A 17,045-nucleotide genomic window follows, 5' to 3' on the forward strand; every position below is an offset into this window, starting at 1 on the left:
GCCGGACAGCGGGAGGTTGTTTAACGTTGTCCTATGTGACGTCTGTTGTGCAGCGCCTGTGGCCGGACGCCGCGGACCTCCGGGCGGCGCCGGCGGCGTTCCTCCGCACCCACGCCCAACGCCTCCGCGAGATCACCCCGTGGCGGGTCGGGCGCGAACTGCTGGCGATCGCGGTCATCGTCGTGCTGGACGTGTACCCGGGCTGGTTCGTGGGCGAGAACCGGCTCACCTCGTGGTCGGTCGTCTGGCTCGGCGCGGTGTACGTGGGGCTCTACCTGCTCCGGCTGGGGTTCCCCGCGATCGCGCTGCTGGTGGGGATCTGGGTGGTGTTCACCGTCGAGCACGGCGGGCTCGCCACGATCATCATGCTCTCGTACGCGGCGGGCTACCGGATCGTGTCGTGGCAGCGCGCCCTGGTCACCGCGGCGCTCGGGCTCGCCCTGCACATGATCGCTTTCGACGTGTCCGCGCCGGGGCTCACCGGGACGTTCGGCTCGTGGGTGATGCTCACCGTCTACGGCATGGCGGTGGCGCTGCCGTTCCTGGTCGGGCGGTACTCGGCGCAGCGGAACGCGCTGGTCGCGGCGTTGCACGACCGTGAGGAGACGCTGAGCCGGGAGCGTCGGATGGTGGCGCGGCAGGTGCGGCTGCGGGAGCGCAACCGGATCGCCCAGGACATGCACGACAGCCTCGGCCACCGGCTCAGCCTCATCTCGGTGCACGCGGGCGCGCTGGCGCTGGACACCGGGCTCGGCGAACGGCAGCGCGACGCCGTGCAGGTGCTGCGCAGTGCGGCGCTGACCGGGATGGAGGAGCTGCGCGGGGTGATCGGCGTGCTGCGGCGCGACGAGCCGGACGAGGACCAGGTGCGGCGGACCGTCGACGCGATCGACGAGCTGGTGGAAGGAGCGCGGCGGGCCGGCGTGCGGGTGAGCCTCGTGCGCGGCGGCCAGCCCTGCCCGTTGCCCGCGAAGGTCAGCCACGCGGCGTACCGGATCGCGCAGGAGGGGCTGACCAACGCCAGCAAGCACGCGCCGGGGGCGAGCGTGCAGGTGACCGTGAAGTACGAACCGGACGCGCTGGTGGTGGAGGTGCGCAACAACCCGCCACGGGTCAGACCGGCGGACGGGAGCGGGTTCGGGCTGATCGGGCTGCGTGAGCGGGTGCGGCTGGCGGGCGGGATGCTGCACGTCGGCGAGCTGCCGACGGGCGGGTTCCGGATCGCGGCGGTGCTGCCGTACGAGGACACGGCGGCGTCCGGGGACGAGCCGGCCGACGACCTGCCGGTGGAGCCCGCCAAGCCGACCGGGATCCGGAAGTGGGCCGGGGTGGGGTCGATCCTGCTCGCCGGGATCGTCGTGGTGGTCGTGGTCGGCGGTTACACCTGGTTGGGCACCCAGCCCGTCAAGCGGGTGGTCGGGCCCGCGCTGTACGACTCGATCCAGGTCGGCGAGTCGGAGTCGGCGGTGCTGGCGAGGCTGCCGCAAGGGGCGGAACCACCCATAGGCGAGCTCAAGTCCGATGCCGCGCCCGAGCCGCCGGGAGCGCGGTGCGAGTACCTGGTCGCGGACGACCAGACGTACTCGGCGCGGACGACGAAGGTCGTGCGGTTCTGCTTCGCGGACGGCAGGCTCGTCGAGAAGAACACCCACCAGCAAGGGACGTGAACGTTGATCCGGGTCCTGATCGCCGACGACGAACCGTTGATGCGGGCCGGCATCAAGGCGATCCTCGGCACCGCCGAGGACATCGAACTGGTCGCGGAGGCCGGTGACGGCCGCGAGGCGGTGCAGATCGCGTTGGAGCGGCGGGTGGACGTCGCGGTGCTGGACATCCGGATGCCCCGGCTGGACGGGCTGGGGGCGGCGCGGGAGTTGCGCAGCGTCGCGCCCTCGGTGCGGGTGGTGATCCTGACCACGTTCGGTGAGGACGACAACATCGTGCGGGCGTTGTCGGACGGGGCGGCGGGATTCCTGCTGAAGGACTCCGCGCCGGAGGAGTTGCTGCGGGCGGTGCGGGCCGTGCACTCGGGGGAGGCGTACCTGTCGCCGATGGTCACCAGCCGGGTGGTGGGGATGGTGGCGCAGGCGGGCCAGCCCCGGCGGCAGGAGGCGCGGCGGCAGGTGGCGGGGCTGACGGAGCGTGAGGTGGAGGTGCTGGCCCTGCTGGGGTTGGGGATGTCGAACGCCGACGTGGGGCAGCGGCTGCACATGAGTGAGGCGACCGTGAAGACGTACGTGAGTCGGTTGTTGGCGAAGTTGGGGCTGACGAATCGGGTGCAGGCGGCGTTGTTGGCTCGGGATGCGGGGTTGGCTGGGTGAGTGGGGGTGAAGGCGAAGGCGAAGGGGGAAGGGCGTAAAAGCGTCCTCGCCGGACGGGCAGACCGCCAAGGATCTCCACAAAGCCCTTCAAAGCTCTTTGAGCTTTGAGGGCGGTGGGTCTGCGTGTCATCCCCGTATGGCCAGGTCAAAGACAACCACATGCGTCAAGGGCAGATCGTGAAGCGGGTGCGGTGGTCGCGCGACCGATCTGCCCTTGACACATGCGGTTCCCTGCGGGCAGGCCATACGGGGATGACACGCAGAGGCAGAGGTGTGCGCTGGCGCGCGGCCGAACCGCAGGAGTGCGCGGGGTGCGTAGGTCGTAGGCAGGGTGTTCGGGGTGTGTGCGGGGTGTGTTGGGCGCGTAAAAGCGCCCCCTCGTCGACGTGTCGACGAGGGGGCGCTGGGGTCGCGCCGCGCGAGGGGGGGACGCGTTAGGCGCGAGCTCGGTTGCCGGTCACCAAGCGGTAGATGCCGAGCACGATCAGTGAGCCTAGGATGGCGAGGAGCCAGGTGCTCAGGTCGAAGAACGTGTTGATGTCGGTACCGAAGATCGCTTGTCCGACGAACCCTCCAACGATGGCGCCGACGATCCCGAGCAGCATGGTGATGATGATGCCGCCGGGGTCGCGACCAGGCATGATGGCCTTGGCGATGGCGCCTGCGATGAGGCCGAGGACGATCCAACCCAAGATGCCCACGGGGGCTCTCCTTCCTGATGGCCGCAACAGGCGGAATCCGTGCGGCGCTTGATCAGGGAGTGCCCACGTTCGAGTGAGAACATGTCTGCGTTACCATTATGTGACCTTAGTACCGCTGTGCGGGCTATCAGGTTGGTTCCGGAACAATGGTTGGTGATGAGCACATCACGCACGGTCCTGGTCCTGGGGTCGACCGGTTCGGTCGGCACCCAGGCCCTCGACGTCATCGCCGCCAATCGGGACCGCTTCTCCGTCGTCGGGCTGGCCGCCGGCGGGGCCGACCCCGCCGCGCTGGCCGCCCAGGCAGTCGAGTTCGGCGTGCAGGCCGTGGCGGTGGCCAGGGCCACCGCCGTGGAGGACGTGACCCTGGCGCTCTACGCCGAGGCGCAGAAGCGGGGGTACGCGCGTGGGGAGTTCCGGCTCCCCCGGATCCTCGCGGGGCCCGCGGCGATGACGGACCTGGTCGACTCGACGCCGGTCGACGTCGTGTTGAACGGCATCACCGGGTCGATCGGGCTGGCACCCACGCTGCACGCGCTGCGGACCGGGGCGACGCTGGCGCTGGCCAACAAGGAGTCGCTGATCGCGGGCGGCCCGCTGGTGCTCAAGGCGGCGAAGCCCGGGCAGATCGTGCCGGTGGACTCCGAGCACTCCGCGTTGGCCCAGTGCCTGCGCGGGGGACGCCGGGACGAGGTGGCCCGGCTGGTGCTCACGGCCTCCGGCGGACCGTTCCGGGGACGCGGGCGGGACGAGTTGGCCGGGGTGACGGCCGGTGAGGCGATGGCCCACCCGACCTGGTCCATGGGACCGGTCATCACGATCAACTCGGCGACCCTGGTGAACAAGGGGCTGGAGCTGATCGAGGCGCACCTGCTGTTCGACGTCCCCTACGACCGCATCGACGTGGTGGTGCACCCCCAGTCGGTGGTGCACTCCATGGTCACCTTCGCGGACGGCTCGACGCTCGCCCAGGCCAGCCCGCCGGACATGCGGCTGCCGATCGCGCTCGCCCTCGGGTGGCCCGACCGCGTCGCCGGCGCGGCGGCCGCGTGTACCTTCGAGGCACCGACCGCCTGGACGTTCGAGCCGCTGGACGACGACACGTTCCCGGCGGTCCGGTTGGCCAGGCAGGCCGGCTCCGGTGGCGGGTGCCTGCCCGCCGTCTACAACGCCGCCAACGAGGAAGCGGTCGCGGTCTTCCTCGGGGGTGGCACCTCGTTCACGTCCATCGTGGACACGGTGGGACGGGTGCTGGCGGAGGCGGACGGCTGGGCGCACGAGCCCGCCGACGTCGCCGAGGTGCTCGCCGCCGAGGAATGGGCCCGGGCTCGGGCGCGGGAACTCGTGGCCACTTCGGTGGGGTCTGGAAGGGACTGACCGTGGTCTTCTTGTTGGGCATTCTGCTCTTCGCCCTGCTGATCGGCATCTCGATCGCCTTGCACGAGCTGGGCCACCTGGGCACGGCGAAGATGTTCGGGATGAAGGTGACCCGGTACTTCATCGGGTTCGGGCCGAAGATCTGGTCGTTCCGGCGGGGCGAGACCGAGTACGGGCTCAAGGCGATCCCGGCCGGCGGGTTCTGCGAGATCACCGGCATGACCGCGCTGGAGGAGGTCCCCCCGGAGGACCGCGACCGGGCGTTCTACCGGCAGAAGACGTGGAAGCGGGTCGTCGTGCTGTCGGCCGGCTCGATCACGCACTTCATCCTCGGGTTCATCATCCTGTACCTGATGGCGGCCACCATCGGCATGCCCAACCTGCGCAACACGGCCGTCATCGAAGAGGTCGCGCCGTGCGTGCAGAGCGTGTCCAAGCCGGACTGCGCGCCCGGCGACGTCTCGCCCGCCGGCAAGGCCGGGTTCCAGCCGGGTGACGAGATCGTGGCGGTCGGCGGCACCGCCGCCCCCACCTGGACCGACGTGCTGAAGCTGACCCGCGACGAGTTCGGGTCCACCGAGTTCACCGTCAAGCGCGGCGACCGGGAGCTGAAGCTCACCGCCGAGGTGGCGCGGGTGGACCGGCAGTTCCAGCGGGCCGACGGCTCCCTCTACACCAAGGAGGTCGGCGCCATCGGCGTCGTCCAGCAGCGGGAGTTCAACTACAACGTGATCACCGCGTTCGGCGGGGCCACCAAGTACACCGGCGACATGTTCGTCAACACCTGGCACGGCCTGCTGAAGTTCCCGCAGAAGATCCCGGCCGTGGTCGAGGCCATCGGCGGCGCGGAGCGCGACCTGGAGTCGCCGGTCAGCGTGGTGGGCGCGTCCCGGCTGGGCGGCGAGGCGGTCGAGCGCGGGCTGTGGCCGTTCTTCTGGCTGATGCTGGCCGGCCTGAACTTCTTCGTGGGTGTGTTCAACCTCCTGCCCCTGCTGCCGCTTGACGGTGGTCACATCGCCGTCAACCTGTACGAACGGGTGCGAAACTGGATCCGGAAGCTGCGCGGCATGCCCGCCGGCGCGCCGGTGAACTACCTGCGGCTGCTGCCGCTGACCTACTTCGTGATCTTCGTCGGCGGCGCGGTGACGCTGCTGACCGTGACCGCGGACATCGTGAACCCCATCCGGCTCCAGTGATCGTGTGCGAGGTGTTTGTCCATGAGTGACGGCGTGATGCTCGGGATCCCGGGATTGCCGCCTCCCGTGCTGTCCGAACGGCGCAAGACCAGGCAGTTGATGGTCGGGTCGGTCGGGGTCGGCAGTGAGTTCCCGGTGTCGGTGCAGTCGATGACGACCACGGTCACCGCGGATGTGAACGCGACGTTGCAGCAGATCGCGGAGTTGACGGCGGCGGGGTGTGACATCGTGCGGGTGGCGTGCCCGTCGCAGGACGACGCGGACGCCCTGTCCGCGATCGCGCGCAAGTCGCAGATCCCGGTGATCGCGGACATCCACTTCCAGCCGAAGTACGTGTTCGCGGCGATCGAGGCCGGGTGCGCGGCGGTGCGGGTCAACCCGGGCAACATCAGGAAGTTCGACGACAAGGTCCGGGAGATCGCGGCGGCGGCGCGCGACCACGGAACCCCCATCAGGATCGGGGTGAACGCCGGTTCGTTGGATCCGCGGTTGATGGCGAAGTACGGCAGGGCCACCCCGGAGGCGTTGGCGGAGTCGGCGTTGTGGGAGGCGTCGCTGTTCGCCGAGCACGACTTCCACGACCTCAAGATTTCGGTCAAGCACAACGATCCGGTGGTGATGGTCCGGGCCTACGAGATCCTCGCCGAGCGGTGCGACTACCCGCTGCACCTCGGGGTGACCGAGGCGGGACCGGCGTTCCAGGGCACGATCAAGTCGGCGGTGGCGTTCGGGGCACTGTTGCGGCAGGGCATCGGGGACACGATCCGGGTGTCGTTGTCGGCTCCTCCGGTGGAGGAGGTCAAGGTCGGGCATCAGATCCTGCAGTCGCTCAACCTGCGGCCCCGCAAGCTGGAGATCGTGTCCTGCCCGTCGTGCGGCCGTGCCCAGGTGGATGTGTACACGCTCGCGGAGCAGGTCACGGCCGGTCTGGAGGGTATGGAGGTGCCGCTGCGGGTGGCGGTGATGGGCTGCGTGGTCAACGGGCCGGGCGAGGCCCGCGAGGCCGACCTCGGTGTCGCCTCGGGCAACGGCAAGGGCCAGATCTTCGTCAAGGGCCAGGTCATCAAGACCGTCCCGGAACACCAGATCGTGGAAACCCTCATCGAGGAGGCCATGCGCCTCGCCGACGAGATGGGCGAGGCCGTCGAAGGCGGCGAACCGGTCGTCACAGTCGGCTGAGCGGGTGGCCTGACGCGCGTGGAACGCGGTCCGTCTGGCAGGCTTGAATGGTGCTGAGGTTGGCTGGCGCGCGGGTGCTGGACGAGCGGGACCTGGCTGAGGTCCACGCGCTGCTGGCGAACGACCCGGTGGCCTCCTGCATGGTGGCCGCCCGGATCGAGGTGGCGGGGCTGGACCCGTGGCGGCTGGGCGGCGAGGTGTGGGCCTACGACCACCGCTCGCTGCGCGGCGCGCGGGTCGACGCGCTGTGCTTCGCCGGTCCGAACCTCATCCCGCTGTACGGCAACTCCTCGGCGCTGCGCAGCTTCGCCGACCGGGCGCGCCGGCGCGGCCGGATGTGCTCGTCGCTGGTCGGGCCCGCCGAACAGGTGCTCGGCCTGTGGGAGGAGCTGTCCCCGGACTGGGGACCGGCCCGCGAGGTGCGCGGCGACCAGCCGCTGATGGCCCTGGGCGCCAACCCGTCCGTGCCGCCGGACCCGCTGGTGCGGCAGGTGCGGCCGGAGGAACTGGACCGGTACCTGCCGGCGGCGATCGCGATGTTCGTCGAGGAGGTCGGCGTCGACCCGTGCGCCGACGACGGCGGCGCGTCCTACCGGGCGCGGGTGGCCGAGCTGATCGCGGGCGGCCGGGCGTTCGCCCGGTTCGAGGGCGGCGAGGTGGTGTTCAAGGCCGAGATCGGGGCCATGTCGGCGAAGGTCGGGCAGATCCAGGGCGTCTGGGTGCGGCCGGACCGGCGCGGGCACGGCATCGGCACCGCCGGGACGGCCACCGTCGCCGAACGGCTGGTGCGGGGCCTGGGCCGGACCGCCTCGCTGTACGTGAACTGCTACAACGACGTCGCCAAGGCGGCGTACCGGCGCATCGGCTTCACCCAGGTCGGGCAGTACGCGACCGTGCTGTTCTAGGTGTCGGGCGGACCGTCCCGGCAGTTGGGCATACTCGCACCCGTGATGCTTCGGAAGTCCGCCCTGGCCGTCGTCGCGCTCCTGGTCGTCAGCGGGTGCGGCCTGTTCTCGTCACGGCCCGGCCCGGACCAGGTCGCCGGTGACTTCCTCGGCAAGCTGGCGTCGGGTGACGTGGCCGGCGCGGTCGCGCTGACCGACGACCCCGGCGCCGCCAAGGAGCTGCTCGACAAGGTGCGCGGCGCGCTCAGGTCGGCCCCGCTGAAGGCGTCCGTGGAGCAGGTGCGCTCGGCGGGCGAGTCGTCCACGGCGGACGCCACGGCGAAGCTGGAGTGGGACCTCGGGCACGGCCGGACGTGGTCCTACCAGACCAGGTTCGACCTGCGGCGGGAGGAGGACGACTGGAGGGTGCACTGGGCGCCGTCGGTCGTGCACCCGAAGCTGGCCGCCCAGCAGTCCCTCGGGATGGTCGACGTGCAGCCGAACCCGGCCCCCGTGCTGGACCGGGAGGGCAACCCGCTGCTCGCGCCGGAGCAGGTGGTGTCGATCCTGCTGGACCCGGCGCAGGCCGGTGACCTGGCGGCGGTGGCGGGCGCGCTGGGCGGTGCGCTGGGGCGGATCGACCCGGCGATCACCGCGCAGAGCATCACCGAAGGCGTGGCGAAGGTGCCCGCCGGGCAGGTGTACCAGGTCGCGGCGCTGCGGGACGCCGACTACCAGACCGTGAAGGCCGCCATCTACGAGCTGCCGGGCGTGCGGTTCACCTCTCGAACTTCGCTGCTGGCCCCTTCCCGCGACTTCGGGTCGCAGGTGCTCCCGGCCGTGCGCAAGGCCGTGGAGGAGGAGATCGCCGGGCGTGCCGGTGTGCGGATCTACACGGTGAACGCGGCCGGGGCCGAGGTGGAGAACCTGCACGAGGTCGCGCCCGAGCCCGCGCAGGCCATCACCACCGGCCTGAGCCGGACCGCGCAGACGGCGGCGGAGGACGCGCTGGAGCCGATCGCGGAGCCCGCGATGCTGGTGGCGCTGTCCGCGTCCACCGGGGAGGTCCTGGCCGTCGCGCAGAACGGCCCGGCCGACGCGCAGGGCGCGATCGCGCTGACCGGCCGGTTCCCGCCGGGCTCCACGTTCAAGATCATCACGGCGGCGGCGGCGCTGGAGGCGGGGATCGCGGCGGACTCGCCGCAGCCGTGCCCCGGCAGGCTGACCATCGACGGGCGGCGGATCGTGCCCAACGACAAGGAGTTCGACAAGGGCACCATCCCGCTGCACTCGGCGTTCGCGTTCTCCTGCAACACCACGTTCGCGCAGCTCGCGGCCGGTCTGCCGGCCGACGCGCTGACCAAGCAGGCGGACCGGTTCGGCATCGGCGTCGACTTCGAGATCCCGGCGATCACCACCATCACCGGCTCCGCGCCGCCCGCGACCGACGTGGTGGAGCGGGCCGAGGACGGCTTCGGCCAGGGCAAGCTGCTGGCCAGCCCGTTCGGCATGGCGCTGGTGGCGGCGACCGTGGCGCACGGCTCGATGCCCACGCCGTCGCTGCTCAAGGGGCGGGAGACCAAGGCGAGCCACCAGCCGGCGGCCCCTGCCCCGACCGTGCTGGAACCGCTGCGGGCGATGATGCGGGAGGTCGTGGAGGCCGGCACGGCGCCGCAGCTGAGGCCGTTGGGTGACGTGCGGGGGAAGACCGGGACGGCGCAGTTCGGCGACGGCACGAACTCGCACGGCTGGTTCGTCGGGTACCGGGGCGACATCGCGTTCGCGACGTTGTTGCTGGGCACGAACACGTCGGCGCCGGCTGTGGACGCCTCGGCCCGGTTCCTGGGCGCGGTCGGCTGACCGTACTTCGAGGGGAACACCGCTGTCACCCGATCCCGCGGGACCACCTGCTCCGCGACCGCTGTGACCGGTGCCACCGCTCGATGTCCGGCTGACCACAATGCGGGCACACGGCGCATGGCTCGTCACGCTGAGCCGTAATGTGTCGGGTATGCCCGTGCGTGCCGTCCTCAAGCCAGGTGAGCTCTCCCCACGTCGCCCGGTGCCCGCCGAGATCGAGCGGCCCGAGTACGTGGACCGGAAGGAGCCCAAGCGCAACACCGACCCCTGGGTGCAGCCTCCCGAGGTCGTCGAGGCCATGCGGGTGGCCGGGCGGTTGGCCGCGCAGGCGTTGCAGGAGGCCGGGAAGGTCGTGGTGCCCGGCGTCACGACGGACGAGATCGACGCGGTCGCGCACGAGTTCCTGTGCGACCACGGGGCCTACCCGTCGACGCTCGGCTACCGGGGGTTCCCCAAGTCCTGCTGCACCTCGCTGAACGAGGTCATCTGCCACGGCATCCCCGACTCGACCGTGGTCGAGGACGGGGACATCGTGAACATCGACGTCACGGCCTACATCGGCGGCGTGCACGGCGACACGAACGCGACGTTCCTCGCGGGCAACGTGTCGGAGGAGGTCAGGCTCCTCGTCGAACGCACCCACGAGGCCACCATGCGGGCCATCAAGGCGGTCAAGCCCGGCCGGCAGCTGAACGTGGTGGGGCGGGTGATCGAGGCCTACGCGAACCGGTTCGGGTACGGCGTGGTGCGCGACTTCACCGGGCACGGGATCGGGCGGACGTTCCACAGCGGGCTGGTGGTGCTGCACTACGACGCGCCGCACGTGCCGACCGTGATCGAACCGGGCATGACGTTCACCATCGAGCCGATGATCACGCTCGGCGGCATCGAGCACGACATCTGGGCGGACGGCTGGACGGTCACCACCAAGGACAAGAGCTGGACCGCCCAGTTCGAGCACACCATCGTGGTCACCGACACCGGCTCGGAGATCCTCACCGTCTGCTGAGCGGGCTCCCGCCGCCCGCCGAGCGGGCACTCACCGCCCGGCGCCGAGGTCGGCGATCAGCCCGGCCAGCGGCGCGGCCACCTCGGCGGGCGCGGACGCGGCGGCCAGGTGGTGGCCGTCCAGCTCGCGGACCGGCCAGCCCAGCTCGCGAGCCGCCGCGCAGGCCGGCCCGCAGGCCTCGCTCAACCGCAGGTAGCCGCACGGCCCGTGCCACGCCACGGTGGGGCGGGGCTCCTTGAGGAACGCCAACGGCACCTCCGGGGCCTCGCCCACGATCTCCTCCAGCAGCCGCACGTCCGGCACCATCGCGGACAGCGCCTCCGGGGCGAACCAGCGGTCCCAGCGGGGCATCAGGCCGTCCCGCGAGATGGCCTTGAGGTGCGCCATGCGGTCGGCCGGCGCGTCGTCCCGCCAGCTGCGGCCGGGGGTGGGCAGCTCGGCGTCCAGGAACACCAGGCCGGTGACCGGGGTCTCCAGGGCGTCGGCGAACGCGGGCAGCAGCGGACCCGCCCCGCTGTGCCCGACGAGCACCAGTTCGCCCTCCACCAGCGAGTCCTCCACCGCGTCGGCGAACACACCGATGAGCCGCTGGTGCACGGGGGCCGCGTTCACGGTCACCCGCAGGTCGAGCAGCAGCACCGGGTGGCCCAGCGCGGCCAGCGCGCCGGCCAGCGGGCGCAGGCTCGCCGGACCCAGGTAGGGGCTGTGCACCAGGACGGTGGTGGCGGGCGCGGAGACCATGACGTGGATGATGTCAGCCGGGACCGACAACGAGGGGGTTTTGCGGACGGTGAGCGGTGCGTTGTTGATCGCCGGGACCACCTCGGACGCGGGCAAGAGCGTCCTGGTCGCCGGTCTGTGCCGGTGGCTGGCCCGCGAGGGCGTCCGGACGGCCCCGTTCAAGGCCCAGAACATGTCGAACAACTCGGTGGTCACCCGGGACGGCGGCGAGATCGGCCGTGCCCAGGCGCTCCAGGCGGCGGCGTGCGGGCTGGAGCCGAGCGTGCGGTTCAACCCGGTGCTGCTCAAACCGGGCGGCGACCGCAGCTCCCAGGTGGTGGTGCTGGGCAAGGCGGTGGGCGAGGTGTCCGCGCTGTCGTACCGGGAGCGCAAAGCCGGGCTGATGGAGATCGTCCTGTCCACCCTGGAAAGCCTGCGCGACGACTACGAGGCCGTGGTCTGCGAGGGGGCGGGCTCGCCGGCCGAGATCAACCTGCGGGCCGACGACATCGCGAACATGGGTCTCGCGCGCGCCGCGGACCTGCCGGTCCTGGTGGTCGGCGACATCGATCGCGGCGGCATCTTCGCGCACCTGTTCGGCACGCTGGCGCTGCTCGACGCGGCGGACCAGGCGCTGGTCGCCGGGTTCGTGGTGAACAAGTTCCGGGGTGACCCGGCGCTGCTGGAACCCGGTCTGGGCCAGCTGCGCTCGTTGACCGGCCGTCCCGTGCTCGGCGTGCTGCCGTGGCGGGAGGAGCTGTGGCTGGACGCCGAGGACTCGCTGTCCTACACGGCGGACGGCGTGATCGGCCGCCCCGCGCCGCCGCACGGCGACCAGTGGCTGCGGGTGGCGGTGGTCCGGCTGCCGCGCATCTCCAACGCCACCGACGTGGAGGCGCTGGCCTGCGAGCCGGGGGTGTCGGTGCGGTTCGTCACCGAGCCGTCCCGGCTGGCGGACGCGGACCTGGTGGTGGTGCCGGGCTCCAAGGCCACCGTGGAAGACCTGAAGTGGTTGCGCGCCAACGGCCTCGCCGAGGCCATCGGCAGGCACGACGGCCCGGTGCTGGGCATCTGCGGTGGGTTCCAGATGCTCGGCCGCACCATCGAGGACGCCGTGGAGTCCCGGGCGGGCACGGTGGACGGCCTGGGCCTGCTCGACGTCGACTTCCGGTTCGAGCCCGACAAGACCCTGCACCGGCCGCACGGCCGGGCGCTGGGCGAGCCGGTCACCGGCTACGAGATCCACCACGGCCGGGTGGTCCGGCAGACCGGGGACAACCTGGTCACGCTGCCCGACGGCACGCCGGAGGGCGTGCTGAGCGGGCGCGTCGCCGGCACCCACTGGCACGGCCTGCTGGAGAACGACGGGTTCCGGCGCGCGTTCCTGCGCTGGGCCGCCGGGCACGCCGGCAGGGACGGGTTCACCCCCGCGTCGGACACGGATTTCGCCGGGCGCCGGGCCGCGCAGCTCGACGTGCTCGGCGACCTGGTCGCCGACCACCTCGACACCGACGCGGTGCGCGCGTTGCTGGAACGAGGTGCTCCCGCCGGACTTCGGGTCGTCCCGCCCGCGGGTGCTCCGCCGATCGCCTGACCGCGCCGCGCGGGTGCGCGCAACCGCCAAGTCGCGCGGGATCACCGGCACTGCGCCGTCAGGGTGTCGATCGAAGACCACCGGGAGGACGCGGCAGCGTCCATCCAACCGCCAAGTCGGGGTAACCACTCGCCGACGCCGGCCCGGTGGCCGCGAACGCGGCCTGCGGGAAACGGGAACTCGGAAGTCCGCTAGGAGAAGTCGACACCGGCGGACACGTGGAGCCGCATGCGTTCCGTGAATCGCACAGCACACCTCCACGTTCGAGTAGTCACACAAGGAAAGTACCGCTGGGCCGCTCGGGGATACGTAGCCCGTTCGGGGGACGGATAGTCACGATTCGTGCACGAGCACCGCCCACCCCTCCTCGGCCGGCCGCTCCACCCACCCCTCCGGCCACTTCCGCCGCAGGTCACCGACCTTGGCGTGGGCACCGGCGAGGGACGCGGTGGTGAGCACGCCGAAATTCGCCTCGCCGGAGAATCGCGCACCGCGGAACACCGCGGAGCCGAATCCGACCCGCCGGAAGTCCGCCAGACCGCGGAATTGCGTTTCCCGGAAATCCGCCTGCTCGGTGAACTCGGTGCCCCGGAACGTGGCCGGCCCGACGAAGGTGGTGCCGACGAACGAGGCCTGCCGCACCCGCGCGTGCGTCAGCGTCAGCTTCACCAGCGTGGCGTTGGACAGGTCCAGCTCGATGTCCGACCAGAACGCGTCGGGCCGGTCCGGCCGCAGGTGCCCGGCCAGCAGCCCGGTCGCGGTCTGCCGCACCTCCTGCTCCTGGAACCGCACGGCGTCCCGCGGCCCGACCCGCAGCCGGATCTCCGGCGGCGGCGTGAACGGCATCCGCAGGTAGGCGCACAGCAGGTTGACGATGGTCTGCCGGTGCGCCGGGTTGCCCTGCCCGAGCCGCTCCAGCGCGTACAGGCCGGCCAGCCGCACCGGGGCCTTGTCGCTGCCGAGCTGGTCGGCCGCCTTGCCGTACAGCTCGGTGACCCGGCGCTCGGTGGCGTCGTGGTCCTTCTGCACCAGGTCCAGCTCGGTGTAGCGCTGCTTGCGCGCGGTCAGCAGCAGTGCCGCCGCCCCGCCCGCGCCCAGCACGATGCTCGACGCCGTCCGGATCACGTCCAGCCGCACGCCGTCCTCCGGTGCGCCGGACCCGAGGGTGGCCAGCAGCAGCACCACCGACCCGGCGGCGAGCAGGAGCAGCCCGACGGCCCAGACCACGATCGTCCTGGCCGACAGGACCCGGTGTTCCACGGTTCCAGCTCATCGGAACCGCGGCAGCCCGTCAATCACCGGTCCGTGCGGTACAAAAGCGTTGTGGTGGAGCAGCGCAACGACATGAGCGGCACGGTGTCGGGCGCGTTGATCCAGGCCCGGGACCTGGCGCTCGGCGCGCAGCCCCCGGTGGCGCTGTCCGGGCTCCCACCGGTGGACGTGTTCACCGGTCGCGCGGAAGCGCTGGCGAGCCTGGCCGAGGCCCTGCGCCCGGCGGACGACACCGCGCCCGTGGTGCTGTCGGCGGTCGCGGGCCTGGCCGGGGTCGGCAAGACGACCCTGGCGGTGCGGGCGGCGCACGACGCCGTGGCGGCGGGCTGGTTCCCCGGCGGGGCGCTGTTCATCGACCTCCGGGGCTACGACCCGAACCACCGGGTGACCCCGGACGGGGCCCTGTCGACGTTCCTGCGGGCGCTGGGCGTGCCCGCCGAGCACCTCTCGGCCGACCGCGCGGGCCGTGAGGCGCTGTACCGGTCGATGCTGGCCGGACGGGACGCCGTGCTGGTGGTGCTGGACAACGCCTCCTCCGCCGACCAGGTCCGGCCGCTGTTGCCGAACGCGCCCGCGCACCGGGTGCTGGTCACCAGCCGGCACACGCTGGCCGACCTGACCGGCGCACGGCTGCTGGACCTCAACGTGCTGACCGACACCGAAGCGGTGGCCTTGGTGGACGCGGCCGTGCGCGCGGCCGGCCCGGACGACGACCGGGTGACCCCGGAGACCGCCGCCGAACTCGTCCGGCTGTGCGGGAGGCTGCCGCTGGCGCTCGGCATCGTGGCGGCGATCCTGGCGGGCGACCCGGAACTGCCGGTCGGCGAGCTGGTGGACGCCCTGGGGAACGCCTCCACCCGGCTCGGTGAACTGGCGTACGGCGACAGCGCGGGCGTGCGCGCGGCGTTCGACCTGTCCTACCACCGGCTGTCCCCGGCCGAGGCCAGGCTGTTCCGCCTGCTGTCGCTCGACCCCGGTCGGCAGATCGGCGTCCCGGCCGCCGCCGCGCTGGCCGACCTGCCCGAGCGCGACACCGCGAAACTCCTGGCGAACCTGCGCCGGGCGCACATGGTCGAGCCGGGGGAGCCGCGCGGCTGGTTCCGCTACCACGACCTGCTCCGGCTGTACGCCGAGGAACGGGCACGCGACGAATCCGAGCGGGACGCCGCCCTGGAGCGCCTGTTCGACTACTACGTGGCGGCCACGGAGGAAGCCGACGCCCAGCGCGCCCCGACGCAGTTCATCAGCCGTGATGCCGTAGCATGGCTGGACACCGAGGGCCCGACCCTGGTGGAGAACGCCGTGCGGGCCGCCGAGACCGGACACCACCGGCACGCGCTGCGGCTCGTGCTCGCCATGTCCAGGTACCTGTTCTACCGACGCCATTGGGACGACTGCGAGGTGCTGTTCCCGCTGGCGCTGGAGATGGCACGGCGGATCGGCGACCGCACGGACGAAGTCAGGGCGTTGCGGCGATTGGGCAAGCTGGCCCGTGAACAGCGCCGCCACGACGACGCGCGCGAGCACTACACGGCCTACTTGGCGATCAGCCGCGAACTGGACGACCAGGCGCGCGTCGCGCAGGCGTTGCACAACCTCGGCTCGATCGCCCGCCGCGTCCGCGACCTGGACGTGGCGCAGGCGCACTACGACGAGGCGCTGGCCCGCTACCGCGAACTCGGCGACTGGCGCGGCGAGACCGACATCCTGTTCAACCTCGGCACCGTGTCGCGGCACAAGCGTCGGTTCCCGGCGGCGCACACGTACTACAGCGAAGCGATGGCCTTGGCGGTCGAGCACGGTGACGTGCTGCGCGAGGCGCGGGTCTGCCTGTTCCTCGGCATCCTCGCGGCGAGGGAGCGCAAGTCCGAGGCGGCCCGGCACTGGTGGACGCTCGCGGTGGAGCTGTACGAGAAGCTGGGCGACGGCGACATGGTCCGCAGCATCCGGAAACGCCTGAACCGCATCGGCCGTCGGGCCCGGCGGCTAGCCGACTGATGCCGGTTCGGGTTCCGGTGCCCGGCGGACGGGCCTGTGCAGGGTCGCCGCGGCCATGCCGGCGATCACCAGCGCGGCCGCACCCAGGCGCAGCGGGCTGATCGCCTCGTCCAGGAACAGCCACCCGGAGAACATGCCGGCGACCGGCACCAGCAGGGCGAACGGGACGACGGTGCCGGCGTCGTACTCCCGCAGCAGGAAGCCCCACACGCTGAAGCCGAACAGGGTGGAGACCCAGGCGATGAACAGCAGCGCGCCGAGCCCCGTCCAGCTGATGCCGGCCAGCGAGGTGATCGCGGCCGAAGGCCCCTCGAAGACCAGGGACAGGCCGAGCAGCGGCAGCACGGCGAACGCGCAGACCCACACGTTGAAGCTCAGGGCGTCCGGCGGCTTGGCGTACCGGGTGGCCACGTTGGACAGCCCCCACGCCACAGCGCCCAGGATGACCAGCACCAGCGCGGAAAGCGGGCTGGTCACGCCGTAGTCGACCGCGATCAGCACGATCCCCAGCGCGGCGACCGCCATGCCCACGAGCTGCACCGGGCGCGGTCGTTCGCGCAGGAGCGCGGCGGCGAAGATCACCGTGAAGAAGACCTGGCTCTGCAGCACCAGGGAGGACAGGCCGGCGGGCATCCCCGCGCCCATGCCGAGGAACAGCAGGCCGAACTTCGCCACGCCCAGCGCGAGGGCGACGGCGACCACCCACTTCCACGGCACGCGGGGGCGGCCGACGAACCACAGCGCCGGCACGGCGGCGGCCAGGAACCGCAGCGAGGAGAACAGCAGCGGCGGGAACTCGTGCAGCCCCACCTTGATGACGACGAAGTTGACGCCCCAGATGGTCGTGGTGAGCACCGCCAGGGCGGCGTGACGAGGATTCACATCGCCGAGTCTCGGTGCGGAAACTGTTTAGCACCAGTGATGACTTCTGAAC

General features: G+C 71.7%; 14 protein-coding genes. 10 read left to right on the forward strand and 4 right to left on the reverse strand.

What is annotated here, in order from left to right; genetic code table 11:
• Nucleotides 1-35 precede the first annotated feature (35 nt).
• Both FHS29_RS10610 and FHS29_RS10615 read left to right on the forward strand, forming a co-directional pair.
• On the forward strand, nt 36-1,667 hold the full coding sequence (locus FHS29_RS10610) for a sensor histidine kinase (RefSeq protein ID WP_312864857.1): 1,632 nt from the start codon (nt 36-38) through the stop codon (nt 1,665-1,667).
• A 3-nt stretch (nt 1,668-1,670) separates the two neighbouring features.
• A complete protein-coding gene (locus FHS29_RS10615) occupies nt 1,671-2,321 on the forward strand; it encodes a response regulator (RefSeq protein WP_184690404.1) in 651 nt (216 codons plus the stop codon).
• 434 nt (nt 2,322-2,755) lie between these two features.
• Here FHS29_RS10615 and FHS29_RS10620 read toward each other — a convergent pair whose 3' ends face one another.
• Nucleotides 2,756-3,022, reverse strand: a complete 267-nt coding sequence (locus FHS29_RS10620) for a GlsB/YeaQ/YmgE family stress response membrane protein (protein WP_184690405.1) — start codon at nt 3,020-3,022, stop codon at nt 2,756-2,758.
• Between the two features lie 156 nt (nt 3,023-3,178).
• On the opposite strand from FHS29_RS10620, the gene dxr reads away from it, so the two are divergent.
• The 6 genes from dxr (at nt 3,179) to map (ending at nt 10,527) form a co-directional block, all read left to right on the forward strand.
• Nucleotides 3,179-4,399, forward strand: a complete 1,221-nt coding sequence (gene dxr, locus FHS29_RS10625; protein WP_184690406.1) for a 1-deoxy-D-xylulose-5-phosphate reductoisomerase — start codon at nt 3,179-3,181, stop codon at nt 4,397-4,399.
• Between the two features lie 2 nt (nt 4,400-4,401).
• The gene (locus FHS29_RS10630) at nt 4,402-5,595 is read left to right on the forward strand and encodes a M50 family metallopeptidase (protein WP_312864858.1); all 1,194 of its coding nucleotides are present in this window, start codon (nt 4,402-4,404) and stop codon (nt 5,593-5,595) included.
• Nucleotides 5,596-5,616: 21 nt separating this feature from the next.
• On the forward strand, nt 5,617-6,774 hold the full coding sequence (gene ispG, locus FHS29_RS10635) for a flavodoxin-dependent (E)-4-hydroxy-3-methylbut-2-enyl-diphosphate synthase (RefSeq protein WP_184690408.1): 1,158 nt from the start codon (nt 5,617-5,619) through the stop codon (nt 6,772-6,774).
• Nucleotides 6,775-6,824: 50 nt separating this feature from the next.
• Nucleotides 6,825-7,679, forward strand: a complete 855-nt coding sequence (locus FHS29_RS10640; RefSeq protein ID WP_184690409.1) for a GNAT family N-acetyltransferase — start codon at nt 6,825-6,827, stop codon at nt 7,677-7,679.
• 45 nt (nt 7,680-7,724) lie between these two features.
• Nucleotides 7,725-9,518, forward strand: a complete 1,794-nt coding sequence (locus tag FHS29_RS10645; protein WP_184690843.1) for a penicillin-binding transpeptidase domain-containing protein — start codon at nt 7,725-7,727, stop codon at nt 9,516-9,518.
• A 151-nt stretch (nt 9,519-9,669) separates the two neighbouring features.
• Nucleotides 9,670-10,527, forward strand: a complete 858-nt coding sequence (gene map, locus FHS29_RS10650) for a type I methionyl aminopeptidase (protein WP_184690410.1) — start codon at nt 9,670-9,672, stop codon at nt 10,525-10,527.
• Between the two features lie 30 nt (nt 10,528-10,557).
• Here the strand turns inward: map and FHS29_RS10655 are convergent, their stop codons facing one another.
• Nucleotides 10,558-11,268: an alpha/beta hydrolase family protein gene (locus tag FHS29_RS10655; protein WP_184690411.1), complete on the reverse strand. Its 711-nt coding sequence runs from the start codon at nt 11,266-11,268 to the stop codon at nt 10,558-10,560.
• 7 nt (nt 11,269-11,275) lie between these two features.
• Between FHS29_RS10655 and FHS29_RS10660 the strand changes: the two genes are divergently transcribed.
• Complete coding sequence (locus FHS29_RS10660) at nt 11,276-12,841, forward strand: cobyric acid synthase (protein WP_184690412.1); 1,566 nt, start codon at nt 11,276-11,278, stop codon at nt 12,839-12,841.
• 333 nt (nt 12,842-13,174) lie between these two features.
• Here FHS29_RS10660 and FHS29_RS10665 read toward each other — a convergent pair whose 3' ends face one another.
• The gene (locus FHS29_RS10665; protein WP_184690413.1) at nt 13,175-14,101 is read right to left on the reverse strand and encodes a pentapeptide repeat-containing protein; all 927 of its coding nucleotides are present in this window, start codon (nt 14,099-14,101) and stop codon (nt 13,175-13,177) included.
• Nucleotides 14,102-14,164: 63 nt separating this feature from the next.
• Here FHS29_RS10665 and FHS29_RS10670 point away from each other — a divergent pair, with 63 nt between their 5' ends.
• Nucleotides 14,165-16,111, forward strand: a complete 1,947-nt coding sequence (locus FHS29_RS10670; RefSeq protein WP_184690414.1) for an ATP-binding protein — start codon at nt 14,165-14,167, stop codon at nt 16,109-16,111.
• Here the strand turns inward: FHS29_RS10670 and FHS29_RS10675 are convergent.
• Nucleotides 16,100-16,993, reverse strand: coding sequence for an EamA family transporter (locus FHS29_RS10675; RefSeq protein ID WP_184690415.1), 894 nt, complete (start codon nt 16,991-16,993; stop codon nt 16,100-16,102). The genes FHS29_RS10670 and FHS29_RS10675 overlap by 12 nt on opposite strands.
• Nucleotides 16,994-17,045 lie beyond the last annotated feature (52 nt).

It is taken from the genome of Saccharothrix tamanrassetensis, assembly GCF_014203665.1.
Lineage (GTDB): Bacteria > Actinomycetota > Actinomycetes > Mycobacteriales > Pseudonocardiaceae > Actinosynnema > Actinosynnema tamanrassetense.